Genomic DNA, 17,595 nt, shown 5'->3' with positions numbered 1-17,595 from the left:
TATGAATAAGCAAAAGACGGTTGACAGCAAGGTGCTTGCAATACTCAGAGAATGCCCCGAAACGAGGTATGACGATATGCAGCTTATCCTTTGCTATTACAACCGATACAGCTATATGAGAGTCGGAGATTTACCGCTTGAGGATATAGTCAACAACTATAAAGGCTACGGCTTGCCGTGCTTTGAGACTATCCGCAGAGCAAGACAGAGAGTGCAATCCCTGTTTCCCGAACTGTCAAGGCAGTGCAGTGGCTGCGACTGCGGAAACATCAGAATTGTGATTGAAGTAAGCTGAGGTGTGGATATGAACGAGGAAAAAAGAAAAATCGGTGAATACACTGTTCTTTGCTCGGTCAATGTGGGCGAAAAGGAAGTAATCTTGGCTTCCAATGAGCAAAGCACAAACGGCGATAAATATATGTGCGGCTTTGCAGAGCGAAACGACCTGTTTGAACTGTGTTCGGAATGTATGGTAAGCGATGACTATATCGAAATCGTACACCTTTTCGGTAGCCGTGTGGCGAATGAAGCGGAGCTTTTCAAGGAACAGGTCGAAAAGCTGGATATTCCAATCACACTCATAACGGAAGCCGATTGTATCCCCGACCACTATTCTAAAGACATCAACGGCAAAATTATAGCTATTGACCCCAAGGTATTAAAGCCCGAATTTCAGAGAGCCGACAGACAGCTCTACTATGTTACGGGAGGTTTCGGTGCGTCGGCAAACAGCCGTGGAAGTGCTGTGTTTTGTACCAATCTTCACACCGGCAAATCCACCCGATACGAAAGAATGGACGTTATGGGCGAGGTAAAGCCTGAGTGTCTGCCTGAATGGGCAAAGGAAAAGGCACAGGAGCTTTTACACAAGAAGCGAAACAAAGACAAAGAACGATAAGGAGGACAAAGCAATGAAGGAAAAATTCACTTTTCAACAGAAAACAAAGCTTCTGACGAAACTGTTTGACGCAGGCTGCAATACCGAAAAGAAATTGCAGCAGCTTGATATGGAGAGCATTTTGAAAATTCCGGGTATCACTATTCCGGATATGAGCCTGATTATCGAGCTTCAGAAGCAGACCAAAGCCAATAAGCTGTTCTCTTATTTGGGAGGTGGCACTGATGAGCAGTCAGGAACAGAATGACCGCCATATCATTTGGAGCGACATTAGCCTTGACCTTGATGATTGGCGAGAGTCTTTGGAGGAACTGTATCCCGGATATTCCGATGATGAGCTTTACGACATTATGGTAAAATCCAATGCCGAAAATCTTTATGATGAACGAGCAAATCTCAACATTCAGCTTTCACAGCCGATTATCGTAATCGGCGACCTCGGCCGATGGAACGGCAGAGTGTCGGGATACAAGATGATTGATTCAGGCAACATTAAGGACTGCCTTTATTCTGACACCGACTACACAGAATGGTATGTTGACAAATACGGAGACCTTCGAGCCGACGCTGTTCATCACGACGGTACAAACCATTATCTTTACCGTGTATTCAAAGACGGTGTTACCGATACGCAGATTGAAAATCTGCAAGTTAAAATCTACAACGGGAAAGCCACAAGAGCCGACATCACACGAGTTACCAAAAGACTCGGCGATGATATTGCCGGCGTATATGGTTTTTCTATTCCAAAGCAAAGACAACCAAACGAACAAGCGAGGTGATGAAAATGGATTACAGAGTATTGACCGAAGCAGAGCGTAAATACACCTTCAGCCAAAGTCAGCAGCTCTCTATGCAGACCGGTCTTATCGGATATTTGAGAGCCGACTTCGGTTCTACCGGGAACGAGTTTTGGACGACTTGGAACGATTTCAGAAAAGACCTGAAAACCGATGAATTTAAGGCTGAATTTGACGATGTGATAAACGGATTGCGTGACGGCGATGTTTTGTCCGGCAGAAAGTCTATGTCCTCTTACTGCTATTCCACTCCCGACAGCTCCTTTAATGATGACCGCAACCACTACGGTATTCGTCTTGATACGGAAAAGTACAGCTATCTTATGAGGTTTAACCCCAACAGGGGCGAATACAATCTGTACTGCTATTGCTATCAGAAAGAGTGGCTGAACAGCCACTTGAAAAATACCGAGCGTGGTATCCGATTTATTGACCCGCACTATCAGGAGCAGTTTCGCATTGCGGACGGAGAGAAAATTTCAATCAAGCTCAGCGACGGTAAAACAATGGAGAGGACTTGCAGATATATCGACGACTACCATTTGGAGGTCGGCACTAATCTCTACCACATCTGCGAATTTGCCAAGCTTTGCGAGAGAAACGATCATACCGTAGAACCAGCCGCAAAAGAAAATACAAAACCTGCAAAGGACAAAGAAAAATCACGATAAGGAGGTGCAGACGAGGTGGCAAGAAAATTTGACCTGATTTCGGAGCTGTATGAAAGAACCTGTTTTGCAGTTACGGATAATCCGGTAAACTGGCAATCGTTTCTGAAAACAGCAGGCAGAAATTTCAGGCTCCGATTTGATGAACAGCTTCTCATATATGCCCAAAGACCCGACGCGACAGCCGTGCTTGAAATCGAACGATGGAACGGCACTTTCGGTCGTTGGGTAAACCGAGGGGCAAAAGGTATTGCCGTATTTGAGGACGCAGACAGAAGCCGTCAAAGGCTGATTCACTACTTTGATATATCGGACACCCACGAAAGCCGATATTCCCGACCTGTGCCGATTTGGGAGATGAGACCCGAATTTGAAGCAGAGGTTATTGAAACGCTTGAAAATACTTTCGGGGCGGTAAACGATACAACGAGTATTGAAAATGTCGTTAAAGAGAGCATTGCCAATGCCGTCGAGGATAATATCGCAGACTATATCACCGACTTTATGAGCTTGGGTGCAGGAAGCGATATGGAGTATTTGTCTGCTGACGAAGCAAATGCCTTGTATTTGGAGCTTGTCAGAAACAGCGTGTCATATATGGTTATGGCACGATTGGGACTGGACGCAGACAAGGTGTATTCTCCCGATGACTTTGCCGGTATTTCAAACTTCAATTCACAGGAAGTTCTCAATGCGGTGGGTATTGCTACAAGTGACATTGCTGAAATGGCGTTGCTCCCTGTCAGCAGAACAATCAGTACGCTCAGCAAGGAAAATCGCATAATTGATGAACAGGAGCAATCCGAATACAATAAAGACATCAAAGACGAAAGGAGTCAAAGCGATGAGCGAAATCACATACACGATGGTGGGAGACTACAATCTTCCGAACCTGAAACTGCCGGAGCAGACGGAAGTGACTCTCGGCAGATGGTCGCAGATGAGGAGAACTTATCTGAGGGAACATCACAAAATCCTGTACTACAATCTTCTGACGAAAGGGATTCTGAACAGTCACTTGGCGGAGGTTCAGCAGAGAGCGAGCGAACTGGAGGAAACTCTCGTGAAGCAGATGGCAGAGAAAGCCGGGCTGACGGAGCAGATGAAAGCGGAAGATATGATGAAATGGGTTCGCCTGATGAACAACATCAGGAACTCGGCACAGGAAATCGTGAAGAATCAGGTAATATTCGCTTAGAGTATTACGACAGAAACCACGAGGACAAGAGCCTGCCGTTTTTCGGTGGTGACGATACTATCCGAGAAATACTCGGTACTACCCCGCATTTGTCCGCTTCAAAGGAAGAAATCAAAGACTTCAATGAGAGAAATACGGATAATGCGACCCGTACCGAATATATCAAGGGTATTTTCAACAACGATTACACCCAGCTTACTTTAAGCGACGGCAGGCTTGTGGGGTATAAAACATTTCAGAATGTCCTCCACTTGTGGGAGGGCGAATACGAAAACAGAACAGCTCAGAGCTTCTATGACTGGGGCGTTATCGCACAGCATTTTGAAGCAATGAGACTTTTGGGAGAATTGACCGATACAATGAAGCCGCTTCCGTCTATGGACGGTCAGTTGACTCTCATAATGGGCAATCAGGCAGAGGAACAAAAAACCTCTGCCTTTACTTTTTCTCAGGAAGTCATAGACGCTGTACTGACCCGTGGAAGCGGAGTTTCCGAGGGCAAAATGCGTATCTATGAGCAGTTTGAAAAGAGCCTTTCCGCCAAAGAGAACGCCGACTTCTTGAAGAATGAATATGGTTGGGGCGGCTCTTATCCTGTCATCATCGGTGCAGGCATTGACGAACAGCACGACGGAAAAGGTATCACAATTTCAAAAGGTATCGGAAGCGACAAGCCGCACATTACGCTTTCTTGGTCTCAGGTAGAAAAGCGTATCGGAGACCTTATCCGTATGGACAGATACTTAAACCCAAAGGAAAAAGAAAAGTACCCGGAATGGCTTGAAAAGCAGGAAGAAAGGCGAGCCGAGCTTGCAGAGCAGAGAAAAAACCGTGAGATACTCTCTACCGCACCGCCTGAGCCTGAAAACAAAGAGGACGAAACGGAAGTAAAGTGTGAATACCATCTCGGTGACAGCGTGTATATCGGGGCTTCGCAGTATGAGATTTTGTCCTTTGATGAAAACCGTGTAATGCTCTATGACTTCGATATGCCCCTTTTCAACAAGGAGTTTTCAAGGGAAGAATTTGACCGCAAAGTGCGTGAAAATCCAATGAACGACCACTTGAAGGTCAGTGCATTACCGGCGGAAGAAAAAACCGTTACAGGCGAAAATGAAGCTCAAAATGATACCGAAACCGTACAGGATTTCAGTCCGAAAACCGGTTATGACGACGCCTTCTTTATCAACCGGGAGAATGAAAGTGTAACTTGGATGTACTATAACCCCGACAGCAATGCAGGAGGACAGTATATTATAAATACGCTTTCTTTCGACGAAATACAGCAAGCCGCACAGGAGTATGACTCGGCTGAGGATTTCTTTGATTACCTCGGCAGTATTGCAAATCAGGAGCTTGCTGATGTAGGTACGGAATGGTTTGAGGACGCAGAGCGAGAGTTTCACAGGACACCGGATTTGACCGACTGTACCTCTGCCACAATGGAAGCACTCATTGAAAACGCTGAAAGAGCTGATATGGTGGCAACGAATATCGGAAATGTACCGATTGAGGATTACAGAGAAATCGTTGCAGCTCAAAACGGTTTTGACAGCTATGAGGAAATGTATAACGAGGGTGTTCGTATCGGCAACGGTTACGACAAAGTGCCTGAACCGATTGTACCCGCTTGGGAGCAAAAGAAAAAGTCAAAGGTAAAGAGCTTTGACCCCCACCCGGATATTCCGATGTCCGAGCGACACAACTTTGACCTTGCTAATAATCAGGTTGAAGAAGTGAACAAGAAAGAGCGTTTTCACAGAAACTATGCGGCGATTAGGGTCTTGAAAGACTGTCAAAGCGAAAACCGTTTTGCGACACCCGATGAGCAGAAAATCTTGTCGAGATATGTCGGTTGGGGCGGTATTCCCGAAGCCTTTGACGAACGAGCAGGAGCTTGGCATACCGAGTATGCAATGCTGAAAAATATCCTGACGCCGGAGGAATATGCGTCGGCAAGAGAAAGCACCTTGACTGCATTTTACACTCCGCTCGAAGTATCTACCGCCATTTACAAGGTATTGGAACAGATGGGATTTCAGGAGGGCAACCTGCTTGAGCCGTCCTGCGGTATCGGTAACTTCATCGGTATGCTGCCTAAGTCAATGGAAAACGCAAAGGTTTACGGCGTGGAGCTTGATACCATTTCAGCCGGTATCGCTCAGCAGCTTTATCAGAAATCTTCCATTGCGGCACAGGGCTTTGAGGAAGTAAATGTCCCCGACAGCTTCTTTGACGGTGTTATCGGCAATGTGCCTTTCGGAGATTTCAAAGTCTCCGACAAACGATACGACAAGTACAACTTCTTAATCCACGATTATTTCTTTGCAAAATCGCTTGATAAATTACGTCCCGGCGGCGTGATGGCTCTTGTGACAAGCAAAGGAACTATGGACAAGGAAAACTCCAATGTGCGTAAATATATCGCACAGAGGGCGGAGCTTCTCGGAGCAATCAGACTTCCGAATGACACCTTCAAAGGCAATGCCGGAACAGAGGTTGTATCCGATATTCTGTTCTTGCAAAAGCGAGACAGGCTCATAGATATTGAGCCGGATTGGGTTCATCTTGACACCGACGAAAACGGTATAAGGATGAACTCATATTTTGTTCAGCACCCGGAAATGATACTCGGCGAAATGAAAATGGTAAGCGGTCGCTTCGGACCGGAAGCAACCTGTGAGCCGTTTGAAAATGCCGACCTTTCGGAGCTTTTGAACGAAGCAGTCTCAAACATTCACGGAGAAATCTCCGAATACGAAGTTGCCGACGAGCTGGAGGAAGAAGATAATTCTATTCCGGCAGACCCTACGGTAAGGAACTTCTCATACACGGTTTTGGACGATAAAATCTATTTCCGAGAGAACTCCCGTATGTCCCCGGTGGAGGTATCGGCAACCGCCGAGAACCGTATTAAGGGTATGATTGGGATAAGAGATTGCGTCCGCAACCTGATTGAACTGCAAACCGAGGATTATCCCGACAGCGAAATCAAACAGGCACAGGATAAGCTGAACACTCTGTATGACAGTTTTACAAAGAAGTACGGACTGATTAACAGCCGTGCCAATACTTCTGCCTTTTCAGATGACAGCTCCTATGCTCTGTTGTCTGCTCTTGAGGTCATCAACGAAGATGGCGAACTGGAACGCAAGGCGGATATGTTCTTCAAAAGGACGATTAAACCGCACAAGCCGGTAACGGAGGTTGACACCGCAGACGAAGCTCTCGCTGTCTCTATGGGCGAAAAAGCAGCCATTGATATGGAATATATGATGGAGTTGTCCGGCAAAAGTGAGGAGGAATTATTCGCTGACCTAAAGGGTGTAATCTTCTTAAATCCCCTTTATGAGTACGGCAATTCTTATGAGCCGAAGCACCTTATGGCAGACGAATATCTGTCGGGTAATGTTCGTGAGAAGCTGGCAACCGCCAAAAAGTCTGCGGCACTGTATCCCGAAGATTATACCGTCAATGTGCAGGCACTTGAAAAGGTGCAGCCAAAGGATTTGACGGCAAGCGAGATTTCCGTAAGGCTCGGTGCGACTTGGATACCTCCCGAAGTATTCCAGCAGTTTATGTTTGAGTTTCTCGACACCCCACGCTATGCACAGTGGAATATCAAGGTTCACTACTCTCAGTTTACCGGAGAATGGAACATTGAGGGAAAGAGCTATGACCGTTCCAATGTAAAGGCGTACAGCACATACGGTACTTCCCGTATCAATGCCTATAAGATAATTGAGGAAACGCTGAACCTGAAAGATGTCCGTATCTTTGACTATATCGAAGATGACGAAGGCAAAAAGAAAGCCGTTCTCAATAAAAAAGAGACGGCAATCGCACAGGCAAAGCAGGAACTTATAAAGCAGGGCTTTCAGGACTGGATATGGGCTGACCCTACCCGCCGAGAAAAACTCACGAAGATGTATAACGAAAAGTTCAACAGCATAAGACCCCGTGAGTATGACGGAAGCCACATTGTTTTCAACGGTATGAACCCGGAAATCAAACTTCGTGAACATCAGAAAAATGCGGTTGCACACATTCTGTACGGCGGAAATACGCTGTTGGCACACGCAGTCGGTGCGGGTAAAACCTTTGAAATGGTGGCGGCTGCTATGGAGTCCAAACGACTTGGACTTTGCAATAAGTCGCTGTTCGTAGTCCCGAATCACTTGACCGAACAATGGGCGGCTGAGTTCTTACAGCTCTATCCGGCGGCGAATATTCTCGTAGCGACAAAGCGAGATTTTGAGACGAAGAACCGTAAAAAGTTCTGCGGTCGTATTGCTACGGGAGATTATGACGCAGTAATCATCGGTCATTCTCAGTTTGAAAAAATACCGATGTCCATTGAAAGACAGAGGGCAATTCTTGAGCAGCAGCTTGAAGAACTGACAGACGGTATTATGGATTTGAAGCGAAACCGTGGAGAAAATTTCTCCATTAAACAGCTTGAAAAGTCTAAAAAGTCCGTGAAGCAAAAGCTGGAAAAGCTCAACGACCAAAGCCGCAAGGACGATGTTGTTACCTTTGAAGAACTTGGCGTGGACAGGCTCTTTATTGACGAGAGTCATTATTACAAGAACCTCTATCTTTACACCAAAATGCGTAATGTGGGCGGTATCGCTCAGACGGAAGCACAGAAATCCTCCGACCTTTTTATGAAGTGCCGATACCTTGACGAGCTTACAGGCGGTCGAGGAACGGTGTTTGCAACCGGTACTCCTATCTCAAACAGTATGGTGGAACTCTATACCATTCAGCGATACTTGCAGTACAACACGCTTGTAAAAAACAATTTACAGCACTTCGACTCGTGGGCAAGTACCTTTGGAGAGACTGTAACTGCCGTTGAGCTTACCCCGGAGGGAACGGGATACAGAGCGAAAACACGCTTTGCAAAATTCTATAACCTTCCGGAGCTTATGGCGATGTTTAAGGAGGTCGCCGATATTAAGACGGCGGATATGCTGGAGCTGCCTGTGCCGGAAGCGCACTTCCATAATGTTGCGGTCAAGCCGTCGGAAATGCAGAAAGAAATGGTTGCTTCCCTTGCGGAACGAGCCGAGAAAGTTCGTGGCGGCGGTGTGGATTCGAGTGTAGATAATATGCTAAAAATCACAAACGACGGCAGAAAGTTAGCTCTTGACCAGCGTATGCTTAACGATATGCTGCCTGATTTTGAGGGCAGTAAAATCAACGCCTGCGTCGATAACATCTACCGTATTTGGGAGGAAACAGCCGATAAAAAATCGGCACAGCTTGTGTTCTGTGACCTCTCAACCCCAAAGAATGACGGCACATTCTCGGTGTATAACGACATCAGAATGAAGCTCATTGAGCGTGGTGTCCCCGAAAGTGAAGTCCGCTTTATCCACGAAGCAGATACCGATGTGAAGAAAAAAGAACTGTTCCAAAAGACCCGTAAGGGCGAGGTCAGAGTGCTTCTCGGTTCTACGCAGAAGATGGGAGCCGGCACGAATGTTCAGGACAGACTTATCGCACTTCACGATGTGGATTGCCCGTGGAGACCGTCAGACTTGGAGCAGCGTTCCGGTAGAATTATCCGTCAGGGTAACTCAAACCCCGATGTAGATATTTACCGCTATGTAACGGAGCAGACCTTTGACGCATATCTTTATCAGCTTGTAGAGGGAAAGCAAAAGTTCGCCAGTCAGATTATGACGAGCAAATCCCCGGTGCGTTCTGCCGAGGATATTGATGAAACCGCTCTGTCCTATGCAGAGATTAAAATGCTTGCCACCGGCAACCCGTATATTAAGGAGAAGATGGATTTGGACATTCAAGTTCAAAAGCTGAAGCTCTTAAAATCCAACTTTCTATCTGAAAAATACGCTTTGGAAGATAAGATAATCAAATATTATCCGCAGCGAATTACAGCTTTGGAAAACCGCATTGAAGGCTTGAAGCAAGATGTAGATACTGCGAAACAGCACCCGAAACCAACGGACGACCGCTTTGTCGGTATGGAGGTTAAGGGTGTTTTTTATTCCGAAAAAGCCGACGCCGGTAAAGCAATCATTAATGCCTGCAAGCAGATGAACAGCCCCGACCCTATTCCTCTCGGCAAGTACCGAGGGTTTGAAACGGAGCTGCTTTTTAATACCGCAGAGCGCAATTATGAGGTTCGACTGAAAGGTGCGACAAGCAGAAATGTTCCTCTCGGCGATGACGCACACGGCAATATTATCCGTCTCGATAACGGTATTGATAGATTTGCCGAGAGCTTATCGCTTGCGGAAAACGACCTTGAGAACACCAAAAATCAGTTGGAAACCGCAAAGAAAGAAGTCCAAAAACCGTTTATCCAAGAGGAAGAACTCAAGACAAAGCTTGCCCGATTGGACGAGCTGAATATCTTGCTCAATATGGATAAGCGAGATAACGAAATTGTCGGCGGCGAACCCGATGAGGGCGAAGTGCCGAACACACGAAAGGAGAAAACCTATGAACGATAAAATGACACCCGATAAGGAAAGAGAAAACTGCCCTTGCAGAAAAGCAATCATTAACCCTTTTGACGCAATGATGATGGTTGTGGTCAGGAGACTTGATAAAGCATATCTCGAATTGAAAAGAAGCAAACCGCCCGCAAAGGAAGCAGAATTTGCCCTTAGAAATGCAAAGCTTTCTTTCTACGGAGAGTTGGTTCGACAGAGCATTGAAACGGTGTTTTCGCCGGAAGAAATCATTGCTTTGTATGAAAACGACGACCTTGCGGGAGGTGCTTGGACTGTTTGGAATGACATCGGCTGCCCTGTTGATAAGATACTTATTATCATTGCAAAGCTCAGTATCAACGAACCAATACAGAAAGCGGTTGCCGATTTGCTGATGTAGAACGGCGGTGATACCTATGCCGTATATTGCACCGGAAGTCATAACCGAAGCCAAACGAATGGACTTATTAACCTATCTCAGAGAGTATGAACCGGGCGAGCTTGTTAAGTTTTCAAGCAACACCTACACCACAAGAACCCACGACAGCTTGAAGATTTCCAACGGAAAATGGATGTGGTGGTCGAGAGGTATCGGGGGCAAATCCGCCCTCGATTACCTTATCAAAGTCCGTGGAATGGATTTTGTCGGGGCGGTTCAGACCATTATGGGAAACGGTTCAGTCAGCTTTCCGACTTGCGATAATATCAAAAGCTATGAGGAACAGCCTTTGCTTCTGCCTGAAAAAAGCCCCACTGCCGATGTGGTATTTGATTACCTTTTCGGGCGTGGGCTTGATTTTGAAATCATCAACTACTGCTTGGAACAGGAGCTAATCATTGAGTCGCTCCCATATCACAATGCTGTTTTTATCGGTTATGACGAAAACAAAGAACCCAAATACGCCGCATACAGAGCAACAAATCAATCAAGGATTATGGGCGACTGCACCGGCAGTAAAAAGCAATATTCTTTCCGCCTGACTGCCGAAAACACCGGAGAGGTTCATCTTTTTGAGTGTGCCATTGACCTGCTTTCCTACGCAACTTTGATGAAGCTGGAGGGCAAAGACTGGCGACAGTTTAACCTTGTTTCTCTTGCGGGAGTGTACTCCCCAAAGCAGAAAATTGAGGACTCGAAAGTGCCTGTTACACTCGGCAGGCTGCTTGAAAAGGACAAAACAATCAGGCGAATTGTTCTTCATTTGGACAATGATATTGCCGGAAGAAAAGCGACCAAAGCGTTGCAGACGATTCTTTCAGATAAGTATGAAGTCTTTGACGACCCTCCCAAATACGGGAAAGATGTCAACGACTTTCTTTGTAAACGCTTGGGAATAAAAGATAAAACCGAAAGGAGTTTTGCACGATGAAACTAAAAGAAATCAGAGAAATGTACCCGGAGGGTACGCAGATTGTACTCACTGAAATGGCTGGCGAAAGTCAAATGCCCTATGGGTTAAAAGGAACGGTCAAGTTCGTTGACGACGCCGGACAGATTCATATGAAATGGGAAAACGGCAGCTCTCTCGCTTTGAATATTCACGAGGACACCTTTGAAAAGGTCGAAGCACCGGAGAAGATTTCCGTCATTCTTGTTGAGCCGGGCAGGTATCCGAAACTCATTGAGATTGAGGATACGCTGGAAGCAATGCAGTCTCTTGTGGAGGGAGATATTGAAGAATATATGCCCTTTGAGGACGAGGTTGCCATCATCTGCAACGAGGAAGGAAAGATGAACGGTTTGCCGTTGAACAGGGCTGTTTATTCCGAGCCTGAAAATGTTGAGATGAGTTATCCGCAGTTGAAAGCTCATTTCCGGCAGGCAGAAAAAGAAAGAAACCACACGACCGGATATATTGTTTTTACGGCTGACAGCTTTGACAAGCCTTACACAGAGGAACAAAGAACCTATGTTGTCAGCAGTAACAATAAGGCTTTCATTGAGGGGATGGGCGGATATTCTATCTATGCTTCTTCCCTTGACGGTTCGGATAAATGTGTGCGACTGGAAGCGTATATGGCTGATGAACACGGCGGCAAGGACGGTTGGAAGATTGAAAAATGTTATGTGAAAGATGACAGCAACCGTGAAATGCTCGACATTATTGCCGGCAAGTTCTTCATTGCTTACGCACCGATTGAGTCGGAAAAGTTTCTCAGTATGCCGAAAGAACTGGCTCGTAAGTACGAGGAAAAATTCAAATATCCGGAGAGGTTTTACAAGTCTTTGGACGGTATTGAAGCAAAGCCGTATAAGCCTGTCTCAAAGGATATGGAGAGATAAGAGTCAATCTATGGGGCAACCCTGAGTGTCTGCATAATCTTAGCGAGCAGACCATTTATGGACAGGAATGTCCAAAACGGTACACTCGTTAGGGGTTGCCCCTAATACCCCCAAGTAAGAAAGGAGCATAAGCAATGCGGGAGATAGTATTGGTTGCCGCCGGGTTAATTATCGGCGGCTTTTTCGGAGTAACAACAATGTGCCTGTTTCAGATAAATCGGGACAGGCACTATATTTACAGAAAGGACAGCGATAAAAATGAGCAAGAGAAACATTGAAAAGCACATTCTGATGAACAAGGCAGAAGCTCAGGATTTGCAGAAAAAAGCAAAACGGGCGTGTCTTTCCGAAGGCGGTCTTATCCGTTTGCTTCTCAAAGGATACGAGCCGAGAGAAAAGCCCGACGAAAGATTTTACGATGTTATGCGTGAGCTTTCTGCTATCGGCAACAACATCAATCAGCTTGCGGCGAAAGCAAACACCCTCGGATTTGTGGATGCACCGCAGCTTAAAAAGGAAGCCGAGCGTTGGCATAAGTTTCAGGCTGATGTGGAGCGTACTTTTTTAAGACCCGATAAGAGCGATATGAAATGGCAGTAAGTAAATTGTGGTCTGTCACATCAAGGCTCGGTCAGGTAATCGACTATGCAGCCAATCCCGAAAAGACGGCGGCAGATATTTACACCGAGGAACAGTATCAGGCTCTCCGTGATGTTCTCAGCTATGCAAAGGACGAAGAAAAAACCGAGCGTGAGTTTTTCGTTGAGGGTATCAACTGCAATCCGGCTACTGCAAGAGACCAGTTTATATCTGTGAAAAAAGCATACGGAAAAGACGATGGCATTCAAGCCTATCACGGATACCTGAGCTTTAAGGAACAGGATATTTCCCCGGAGCTTGCACAGAAAATCGGAATGGAATTTGCAAACGAAGTGTGGGGCAAAAGATTTCAGGTGGTGGTTACTACTCATCTGAATACGAAGCACCTGCACTGCCACTATGTAATCAACTCCGTTTCCTTTGTGGATGGCAAGCGGTTATGGGGCGATGAAAAAGCGTGGTTCAAGTTCCGCTTGGTTGCCGACCGTCTCTGTGAGAAGTACGGACTGTATTACAATCCGAACCCAAACCGCAGTAAGCAATCCTCTTATTACTACAAACAGGAGCAAGCCGGTATGCCGAGCCGATATTCCATTACCCGTGACGCCATTGATGAAGCGATTGCACACAGCACCAACTTAAAGACCTTTGATTATATCCTGACTCAGATGGGCTATGAGCATTGTCTCAGCGACAGTCGAAAGTATTGGACGATTGTTCCGAAAGGATACAAGAAGCCGATACGACTTAAATCACTCGGAGAAAAATATACCGAGGACGCAATCAAGCGTAGGCTTATGGAAAATCAAAAGGTTCTTATCGTTCCTTTTGCAAAGGAAACGGTAAAAGTCAGACAGTACCGACTGCCCACAAGAGAACACAAAATCAAAGAGGTCGGCGGACTGTATGGGCTGTATCTGCATTACTGCTATAAGCTCGGTTATTTGCCGAAGTACAAAAAACAGAATACCGCAAGGCTTCACTATCTTTTGAAAGAAGATTTGCTGAAGCTTGACAAAATTACTCAAGAGACAAGGCTGCTTGGACGGGAGAACATTTCTACCGACGAGCAGCTTTTCTCATATAAAGAGTCCGTGTTGTCGCAAATCAAATCCCTGACTAACGATAGAACGCACCTGCGAAAACAGTTAAGAAGAAATTTGAGTGACGATGAGCTATCAAATGTCAAAGAGCAGATTGCGGCAATCACGAGCAAACTGTGGACTCTCCGCAAAGAGGTCGGTCTTTGTGATGACATAGCCGAAAGGTCAAAGGTCATTGAAGCTAACCTTGAGACGGTTAGAGTTTACGAAGAAAAACAAGAAAGAAAGGAGCAGAACCGTAATGACAAACGGAGGTGATGCGGCAGAACAGGTCGTCAGGCTATCGCTTGAGGGCTTTGAAGTAGCCGCAAAATTGAGCGGAGCGGCAGCAAAGAATATTGCCGTTCTATTAGTCTCTGTTCTCAAACAGGAACAGAAAACAAAAGGCAAGGCTCGACTTACCAATATGATTAAGTCGGGCAAGGAGCTGAAGGTGTTTTCTATCCCCAACAAGGACTTGAAGAAGTTTACCGAGCAGGCAAAACGCTACGGTGTTCTATACTGCGTACTCAGGGATAAAAACACAAAGGGCGATAATGTACCGATTGATATTATTGCCCGTGCAGAGGACGCTTCCAAAATTCAGAGAATCGTTGAGAGATTTGAACTCGGTAAAGTTGATAAGGCTGCGATTGTCACCGAGTCTCAGAAGGCTGTCGAAAAGCGTGAAGCTTTGGAAAAAGACAAGCCGACGAAAACCAAAAACGAAATCATCACTGAGGAAGCCGTCAGAAAACCTATTCAGAAAGAGGGGTATTCCCAGTCAAACCCCACAGTCGCCAAAACGGACAAAAACCCTCCGTCAAGGCACGACTCCGAGCCGGTAGATATGCAAACTGATAAGGGTACTGTAAGCGACAGACAGAGAAAGCCGTCGGTAAAAGCAAAGCTTGACCGATATAAGGCTCAGTCCAAGCAGCAGAAAGAAGCAGAACGCAAAGAGCCGGAGGTAACAAAGCCGGAGGTCAAGAACGCCCCGGCACAGACCGTACACCAGCAGCCGAAACCCAAAAGCAAAAATGTGAAAGAGAGGTAATCACAATGACAAACAATTTTACCCCTGCTAAGGCAGGACAGCAGAGAAACAGACTTTCCAAAGAGGAATATGCCGAGAAGATGAAGGCTGAAAAGGAAGCCGTATATCAGATGGCGGACGACACCGCAAAGGCGATTGTTTCCGACCCGGAAAAGTTCAAAGCCTTCCTTGATACGCAGAGCCGTCTTGACCGATACTCTGCGGTCAATGCACTTCTGATTTTTAAGCAGCTTCCCGAAGCAAGCCAGCTCAAAAACTTTGATGACTGGAGCAAGGACAATGTGAAAATTCAGAAAGGTGCGAAAAGCATTTCCATTCTTGAACCTGTCGAGTATGCAAAGAAAGACGGTACAACCGGTATTTCCTACAATGTGAAAAAGGTCTTTGATGTTTCTCAGACCAACGGCAAGAGACCGCCTGCACCGACTGTCAATCGTGACCCGAAAGCACTCATTACCGTTATGCTGGATTCTTCTCCGGTTGAAGTGGAAGCAACAAATGAGCTTCCGTATCCCAATATGGCGGCGTTTTATAACAACGAGGAACAGACCTTGTATGTTAAGCGTGATGTGGGAGACAGCGTAGCGGTCGCTCAGTGCGTAGCACAGGAACTTGGCCACGCACAGCTCTCCATCAACAGCGACAGTTACAGCAGAGCGGATATGGGCTTTCAGGCGGTTTGTATCGGCTATATGCTTTGCAAGAAGTACGGCGTCGATACACAGAATTTTGCAATCAACCGTATCCCTGAGAAGCTCGCCGGCAAAGAGCCGAAGGATATTCGCTATGAGCTTTCCAAAACGAGAAATGCGATGGCGGATATTCACTCCCGTGTTTCCGATGAGCTTTACAAGAAGAAGCAGGAACGAAGCAAAGACTACGAAAGATAAGGTGAGACTATGGCGAAGGAAGAAATGTATCATATCGCATTGGACGATTATGAACACGGCATTATTATCCGTTCTCTCAACGACGAGAAAACAGATTTGATGAACGAGGGCAAATCTACCGATGCGGTGGACGACCTTATCATCAAGGTCGGAACTGCCCCAAAGAAAAAGTTTAGAGTTATCGAAAAGGAACGCTCCTGTGAATCGAGATAACGAAAGGCAGTCTGCGATTATTCTTTCCGTCATCGGTATTATCCCGGTCGTATGGCTGGCACTTCTGATTGCACCCTCTGTAAAAGGAGGATTGCCGGAAATACTGCCGAGCCTATTAACAGCGTTCAACAACCCATTCCATATTGAGCTATGCGAGGACAGCCTAAAAACTGTCCTCGTTTTGCTTCTCTGCTATGCAATGGGTATCGGGATTTACTTCTCAACACAGAAGAATTACCGAAGGCGTGAAGAGCACGGCTCTGCAAAATGGGGCAACGCAAGAGCCGTAAACAAAAAATACAGACAGTCTCCGGCTTCTGCAAATAAGCTGATGACGCAAAATGTCTGTATCGGACTCAATGCGAAGAAGCACCGAAGAAACTTAAACACACTTGTGTGCGGCGGTTCGGGAGCCGGTAAGACAAGGTTTTACTGTAAGCCGAATCTTATGCAGTGCAACACATCATTTGTCATTCTTGACCCAAAGGGCGAAATACTGAGAGACACCGGAAAGCTGCTTGAAAGCAAAGGCTATGAAGTCCGTGTTCTCGATTTGATTTCAATGGAGAAAAGCCATTGCTATAACCCGTTTGTCTATTTGCAGAACGACAACGATGTGCAAAAGCTCGTGACGAACCTTTTTAAGAGTACCACTCCGAAAGGCAGTCAGGCACAAGACCCCTTTTGGGACACCTCAGCTTCAATGCTTCTGCTTGCACTTGTATTTTATCTTCATTACGAAGCACCCGAAGATGAACAGAACTTTGCAATGGTAATGGAAATGCTCAGAGCCGGTGCGATTGAGGACGAGGAGGACACAAGACCTTCTCCCCTTGACGAACTGTTTGCGGAATTGGAAATGTCAAATCCCGACCACATCGCTTTGAAGTATTACCGTTCCTATCATTCGGGTGCGGCGAAAACCTTAAAGTCCATACAGATAACCCTTGCGGCAAGACTGGAAAAGTTCAACCTTGAAAGTCTTGCTTCTTTAACCACCACAGACGAGCTTGACCTCCCATCACTCGGAGAGAAAAAGGTCGCTCTGTTCGCTTTGATACCGGACAACGATTCCAGCTTTAACTTCTTGGTATCTATCCTTTACACACAGCTTTTTCAGCAGTTGTTTTATGCTGCCGACCATATTCACGGAGGCTCGCTTCCCGTTCCCGTGCATTTCCTGATGGACGAATTTGCGAATGAAACACAGTTATAAAGATGACGATGTTGTATTGGAGTGCAAAGGAAGGATGTAATAATTCAAAATGTATCGTTGACCCCATTTTTTGAACCAATTCTGAAATTTTCGCAATAAGACTTGAAATTCGGGCATTTTCTGTGTATAATATTCATGTATATATATACTCACTACCACTGCGCCCATTTTCAGGTGGCAAGGTTTAGAGTATAAACTAATTTTATAGAAAAGGAGTTGACA

General features: G+C 46.0%; 15 protein-coding genes and 1 pseudogene. All 16 read left to right on the top strand.

Translation table 11 applies throughout. The features are described 5' to 3' along the window. The first annotated feature begins 1 nt into the window (after nt 1). Entirely contained in the window at nt 2–295 is a 294-nt protein-coding gene (locus ACTQYZ_RS00285; protein WP_003525240.1) for a hypothetical protein, read from the top strand. Between the two features lie 9 nt (nt 296–304). After that, on the top strand, nt 305–898 hold the full coding sequence (locus ACTQYZ_RS00280; protein WP_135660704.1) for a hypothetical protein: 594 nt from the start codon (nt 305–307) through the stop codon (nt 896–898). A gap of 13 nt (nt 899–911) precedes the next feature. Beyond that, nucleotides 912–1,145, top strand: a complete 234-nt coding sequence (locus ACTQYZ_RS00275) for a hypothetical protein (protein ID WP_014635905.1) — start codon at nt 912–914, stop codon at nt 1,143–1,145. Nucleotides 1,146–1,371: 226 nt separating this feature from the next. Beyond that, the gene (locus tag ACTQYZ_RS00270; protein WP_441415797.1) at nt 1,372–1,680 is read left to right on the top strand and encodes a hypothetical protein; all 309 of its coding nucleotides are present in this window, start codon (nt 1,372–1,374) and stop codon (nt 1,678–1,680) included. Nucleotides 1,681–1,685: 5 nt separating this feature from the next. Beyond that, nucleotides 1,686–2,369, top strand: a complete 684-nt coding sequence (locus ACTQYZ_RS00265; protein WP_441415796.1) for a hypothetical protein — start codon at nt 1,686–1,688, stop codon at nt 2,367–2,369. 15 nt (nt 2,370–2,384) lie between these two features. Beyond that, nucleotides 2,385–10,049 carry an N-6 DNA methylase gene (locus ACTQYZ_RS00260; protein WP_441415795.1) on the top strand — a complete coding sequence of 2,555 codons (7,665 nt, stop codon included), beginning with the start codon at nt 2,385–2,387 and terminating at the stop codon, nt 10,047–10,049. 1 nt (nt 10,050) lies between these two features. Then, a complete protein-coding gene (locus ACTQYZ_RS00255; RefSeq protein WP_441415794.1) occupies nt 10,051–10,431 on the top strand; it encodes a hypothetical protein in 381 nt (126 codons plus the stop codon). 16 nt (nt 10,432–10,447) lie between these two features. Then, complete coding sequence (locus ACTQYZ_RS00250; RefSeq protein ID WP_441415793.1) at nt 10,448–11,401, top strand: DUF3991 domain-containing protein; 954 nt, start codon at nt 10,448–10,450, stop codon at nt 11,399–11,401. Continuing rightward, nucleotides 11,398–12,315 (top strand): DUF3846 domain-containing protein, encoded by a 918-nt coding sequence (locus tag ACTQYZ_RS00245; protein ID WP_441415792.1) that lies wholly within the window; start codon nt 11,398–11,400, stop codon nt 12,313–12,315. Before ACTQYZ_RS00250 ends, ACTQYZ_RS00245 begins: the two co-directional genes overlap by 4 nt. 134 nt (nt 12,316–12,449) lie before the next feature. Then, the gene (locus tag ACTQYZ_RS00240; RefSeq protein ID WP_074017777.1) at nt 12,450–12,593 is read left to right on the top strand and encodes a DUF3789 domain-containing protein; all 144 of its coding nucleotides are present in this window, start codon (nt 12,450–12,452) and stop codon (nt 12,591–12,593) included. A 13-nt stretch (nt 12,594–12,606) separates the two neighbouring features. After that, nucleotides 12,607–12,915, top strand: a complete 309-nt coding sequence (locus ACTQYZ_RS00235; protein WP_261291988.1) for a MobC family plasmid mobilization relaxosome protein — start codon at nt 12,607–12,609, stop codon at nt 12,913–12,915. Next, a complete protein-coding gene (locus tag ACTQYZ_RS00230) occupies nt 12,906–14,276 on the top strand; it encodes a relaxase/mobilization nuclease domain-containing protein (protein WP_441415791.1) in 1,371 nt (456 codons plus the stop codon). The genes ACTQYZ_RS00235 and ACTQYZ_RS00230 overlap by 10 nt, the downstream gene beginning before the upstream one ends. Then, the gene (locus ACTQYZ_RS00225; RefSeq protein ID WP_441415790.1) at nt 14,260–15,054 is read left to right on the top strand and encodes a PcfB family protein; all 795 of its coding nucleotides are present in this window, start codon (nt 14,260–14,262) and stop codon (nt 15,052–15,054) included. The genes ACTQYZ_RS00230 and ACTQYZ_RS00225 overlap by 17 nt, the downstream gene beginning before the upstream one ends. 5 nt (nt 15,055–15,059) lie before the next feature. Further along, nucleotides 15,060–15,944, top strand: coding sequence for an LtrC-like protein (locus ACTQYZ_RS00220; RefSeq protein WP_441415789.1), 885 nt, complete (start codon nt 15,060–15,062; stop codon nt 15,942–15,944). A 9-nt stretch (nt 15,945–15,953) separates the two neighbouring features. Then, the gene (locus ACTQYZ_RS00215) at nt 15,954–16,157 is read left to right on the top strand and encodes a hypothetical protein (RefSeq protein ID WP_003525217.1); all 204 of its coding nucleotides are present in this window, start codon (nt 15,954–15,956) and stop codon (nt 16,155–16,157) included. After that, nucleotides 16,144–17,358, top strand: a pseudogene (locus tag ACTQYZ_RS00210) (VirD4-like conjugal transfer protein, CD1115 family); the annotation flags it as partial. The gene ACTQYZ_RS00215 and the pseudogene ACTQYZ_RS00210, both read left to right, overlap by 14 nt. Between the last annotated feature and the right edge of the window lie 237 nt (nt 17,359–17,595).

This window comes from Anaerofustis sp. LCP19S3_F7 (assembly GCF_052119445.1).
GTDB classification, from domain to species: Bacteria; Bacillota; Clostridia; order Eubacteriales; family Anaerofustaceae; genus Anaerofustis; species Anaerofustis butyriciformans.
Note: the sequence above shows the minus strand (reverse complement) of the source record. Positions and strands in the feature narration are given on the sequence as shown.